This window comes from Thiocapsa sp. (assembly GCF_011390875.1).
GTDB lineage: Bacteria > Pseudomonadota > Gammaproteobacteria > Chromatiales > Chromatiaceae > Thiocapsa.
This window is the reverse complement of sequence record NZ_JAABRP010000297.1, coordinates 1-3,837: the sequence shown is the minus strand read 5'-3', so window position 1 is coordinate 3,837 and position 3,837 is coordinate 1. Positions and strand designations below refer to the sequence as shown.

General features: G+C 63.8%; 4 protein-coding genes. 3 read left to right on the top strand and 1 reads right to left on the bottom strand.

Annotation, left to right across the window (positions count from 1 at the left end):
* Positions 1-351 precede the first annotated feature (351 nt).
* From GPT33_RS17345 to GPT33_RS17335, 3 genes are all read left to right on the top strand, one after another.
* Entirely contained in the window at positions 352-771 is a 420-nt protein-coding gene (locus tag GPT33_RS17345; protein ID WP_093030780.1) for a rubrerythrin family protein, read from the top strand.
* A 516-nt stretch (positions 772-1,287) separates the two neighbouring features.
* Positions 1,288-1,791: a hypothetical protein gene (locus GPT33_RS17340; RefSeq protein ID WP_296811525.1), complete on the top strand. Its 504-nt coding sequence runs from the start codon at positions 1,288-1,290 to the stop codon at positions 1,789-1,791.
* Entirely contained in the window at positions 1,788-2,069 is a 282-nt protein-coding gene (locus GPT33_RS17335) for a BPTI/Kunitz domain-containing protein (RefSeq protein ID WP_296811522.1), read from the top strand. Before GPT33_RS17340 ends, GPT33_RS17335 begins: the two co-directional genes overlap by 4 nt.
* A 157-nt stretch (positions 2,070-2,226) precedes the next feature.
* Here GPT33_RS17335 and lpdA read toward each other — a convergent pair.
* Positions 2,227-3,837 (bottom strand): dihydrolipoyl dehydrogenase (lpdA, locus tag GPT33_RS17330; RefSeq protein ID WP_296811517.1); only part of this gene is annotated, 1,611 nt, incomplete at its 5' end.

Below are 3,837 nucleotides of genomic sequence, written 5' to 3'. Positions count from 1 at the left end.
TGTCCTTCGGGTTCGGCGAAGAGATGCGGATCGGTTAACTGCAGAAGCGTACGCCGTTGCGCGGTCTGTTCCAGGCGGGTCTCACCTGCTGTGGGTGACGGGGCGACGTCGACTGTCCGTAAACCGGTGGACGCTGGCATAATCTGCTCCTTGGTGATCAGGCTAGGGTATAGCAGTTGCGCATGGGTGCGATACCGAACCAGTTCACAGACTTGACGATGAGCGCCTTCGCCCATAAAAAGAGACGATCGCGGTCATTGGAACAAACAATTTCTGAAACGGCGTCGAGGTGACTAAGGTCTCTTTCGCAGGTTCAGCCAACCCCGTTCATTCCATCGTGAGGAGATCGACATGGAGCTCAAGGGCAGCAAAACCGAAGAGAGTTTGAAGGAAGCCTTCGCGGGCGAGTCTCAGGCCAACCGCCGCTACCTTTATTTCGCCGCCAAGGCTGATGTCGAGGGCTACAACGACGTCGCGGCGGTCTTCCGCTCCACCGCCGAAGGCGAGACTGGCCATGCGCATGGCCACCTCGAATATCTCGAAGCCGTCGGCGACCCGGCCACCGGCCTGCCGATCGGTCCGACCGGCGACAATCTGCGCGCGGCCATCGCGGGCGAGACCCACGAGTACACCGACATGTATCCCGGCATGGCCAAGACCGCACGTGACGAAGGCTTCGACGAGGTCGCCGATTGGTTCGAGACGCTGGCCAAGGCCGAGCGCTCGCACGCCAACCGCTTCCAGAAGGCGCTCGACAATCTCGACGCTTAAACCGCGTCCCACGACCAAACAGACCGCCTCGGCAGCACGCTCGGACACGGTCTACACCAAGGCTCTCGGCGTCGGACGCGGTTCAGGGATCAAGCGCTTTCGATGACTTCTTGAGGGTGACCGGCTGGCAAGGGGCGACCTGAGTCGCCCCTTCTCGTTTTGTCGCTCCTTTTTGTTTTGTAATGAGGCGGCGTTCGGACGCCGGCGTCCGGAAAACGCCTTTACGTTTCGCAAGAACTCCCCGAGGCTCTTTTGCACTTCGCGGCCTCATGCAGCGATCCTCCGCACGCGTATAATTGCGACCTGACCTTCAGCGCTCCAGCCGCTCGACGCCGAGTTCGTCCTTGTCGACCAACGACGCGCAAGGGTCGACATCCGCACGAGATGGCCTGATCTGCATTGAACCTTTTGAATTCTTTGAACCGCGTCCGCTGCGACGCTTGTGAATGAATGAATGCGCGGCGGAGTCAGCGTGAGAAGAGTGCTTGTTGCAGCGGACACGGTTTAAAGGACCCCATGGAAAGAGTGCTTGAATGGATCAGCGCGCGTCGGCCCTGTCGTCTCATCGAAGGCGACCAAGGCGAGCCCTACCTCGAACGCTACTATCTCCTCGGCGTCTTCGGCTGGCATCTCTACCTGCACCGTTTCGTCGATTCGGATCCGGATCGCGGCCTTCACGATCACCCCTGGGGTCATGCCCTGAGCTTGGTGCTTTCGGGCGGCTATGACGAGGTCCGCGGCCTCGACGGGGACTCCGAGCAAACCAGCGTGCGCTTTCGTGCTCCGGGGCGATTCAACAGGCTGCGCGGCTCGGACTATCACCGCGTGGTCCTGCGCGCGGGCGTGCCGGCGTGGACGCTCTTCCTGCATGGCCCGAGGGTCAAGGGTTGGGGATTTCGTCGAGGCGGGTCCGTCCAGGTCATGGCGAAGGACTGCAGCGAGTTTCGCCATCGCGATTGGTGGAAACAGGCACCGACGGGTGCGCAAGTCCGAGCGACCGCGCGGAGCCGGTTTCGATGAGGGTTGTGGTGCTAGGCCGGTTTCGCGTACCGGTGCTCATGATCCTCATGGCGGGCCTCGCAGGATGTGGCGGCGCGCCTACCGGAGGCGGCAGCGATGAGCTGCCCGTCGCCTGCGTCGTCAAACCCGACCCCGGCCCCTGTCGCTCCAATCAGCGAGGGTTCTATTACGACTACCGAGACGATCGCTGCAAGGCTTTCGCCTACGGCGGCTGCGCGGGTCGGGTGCCGTTCCCGACCCTGCAGCAGTGTTTGGACTTCTGCGGGGCGAAGCGGTGAAGACTTAGGCTGCCCTGATCATAAGACCGTCCGGTAGGGTGGACGAGCGAGAGCGAAGTCCACCGAACCCCGCGTCGGGGCTGGTGGACTGCGCTGCGCTTACCCTACGGCGCGATCGGCGACGAGTCCGTGTCGATGATCAATGCGCTGTCCTGCATCAGCGCTTCTTCGGCGGCAGCAGGTCCGTGATCGATCCGTGCGCCATCTCGGCGGCCAGGCCGATGGTCTCGTTCAGGGTTGGATGCGGATGGATGGTCAGGCCGATGTCTTCCATGTCCGCACCCATCTCGAGGGCCAGAACGGCCTCGCCGATCAGCTCGCCGGCATTCGGACCGACGATGCCCGCGCCCAGGATGCGTTTGGTCTCGGGATCAAACAGCAGCTTGGTCAGACCCTCGTCGCGATGGATGCCGAGCGCACGACCGCTCGCGGCCCAGGGGAAGACGCCCTTCTCGTAGGCGATGCCCTTGGCCTTGGCATCGGTCTCCGTGAGGCCCATCCAGGCAACCTCGGGGTCGGTGTAGGCGACCGACGGGATCGTCATGGGATCGAAGAGTGCGGGCATCCCGGCGATGACCTCGGCCGCGACCTTGGCCTCGTGTGTGGCCTTGTGTGCGAGCATCGGTCCGCCGACCACGTCGCCGATCGCGAAGATGTTCGGCACGTTGGTGCGCATGTGGGCATCGACCTTGATGAACCCGTGCTGATCGACCTTGACCCCCGCGGCCTCGGCGTTGACCAGCTTGCCGTTCGGACGCCTGCCGATCGCGACCAGCACCTTGTCGTAGACCTCTTCGCCCGGCTTTTTGCCCTCGAAGACGACCTTGATGCCTTCGGCCGTGGCGCTCATCTGCGCGACCTTGGTCTCGACTCGGATCGTGCTGTAGCGCTTCTTGATGACCTTTTCGAGCGCGCGCACGAGATCGATGTCCGCGCCCGGCATCAACTGATCCTTCATCTCGACGACCTCGACGGTCGAGCCGAGCGCGCTGTAGACGCTCGCCATCTCGAGCCCGATGATGCCGCCGCCGACGATCAGGAGTCGCTCGGGAATGTCCGCGATCTCGAGCGCGTCGGTGGAGTCCATGACACGCGGGTCGTCATGCGGAAAGCCCGGGATCTTCATGGGTGCGGAGCCGCACGCGATGATGCAGTGATCGAACAGGATCCGCACCGGACCACCGGGTTGTGCCACGGCGATCCGGTTGGGTGCCTCGAAGCGACCGGTGCCCTGCACCACCTCGACTCCACGTTGCTTCGCCATCGCCGCGAGTCCGCCCGTGAGCTTGGCGACGACCTTCTCCTTGCCGGCACGCATCTTGTCGAGATCGATCTGCGGCTCGCCGAAGGTCACGCCCATGGTGCCGAGGGTCTTGACCTCTTCGAGGATGGCTGCGGTGTGCAGCAATGCTTTGGAGGGGATGCAGCCGACGTTCAGGCAGACGCCGCCGAGGGTGTCGTAGCGCTCGATCAGGACGACCTTCTTGCCGAGGTCGGCGGCGCGGAAGGCGGCGGTGTAGCCGCCGGGGCCGGCGCCGAGGACCACGACCTCGGTGACGATCTCCTGTGACGCGGCGGCTGGTGCCGCGCTCGTGGATTCTTTCCCCGCGTCGGCCCCGCCCGCAGGCTGTGACGCCTTGACCTCCAGCGTCATGATCAGTGTGCCTTCCGAGATCTGATCGCCGACCGCGACCTCGACCGTGCGCACGATCCCGGCACGCGGCGCCGGAATCTCCATGCTCGCCTTGTCGCTCTCCAGCGTGATCAG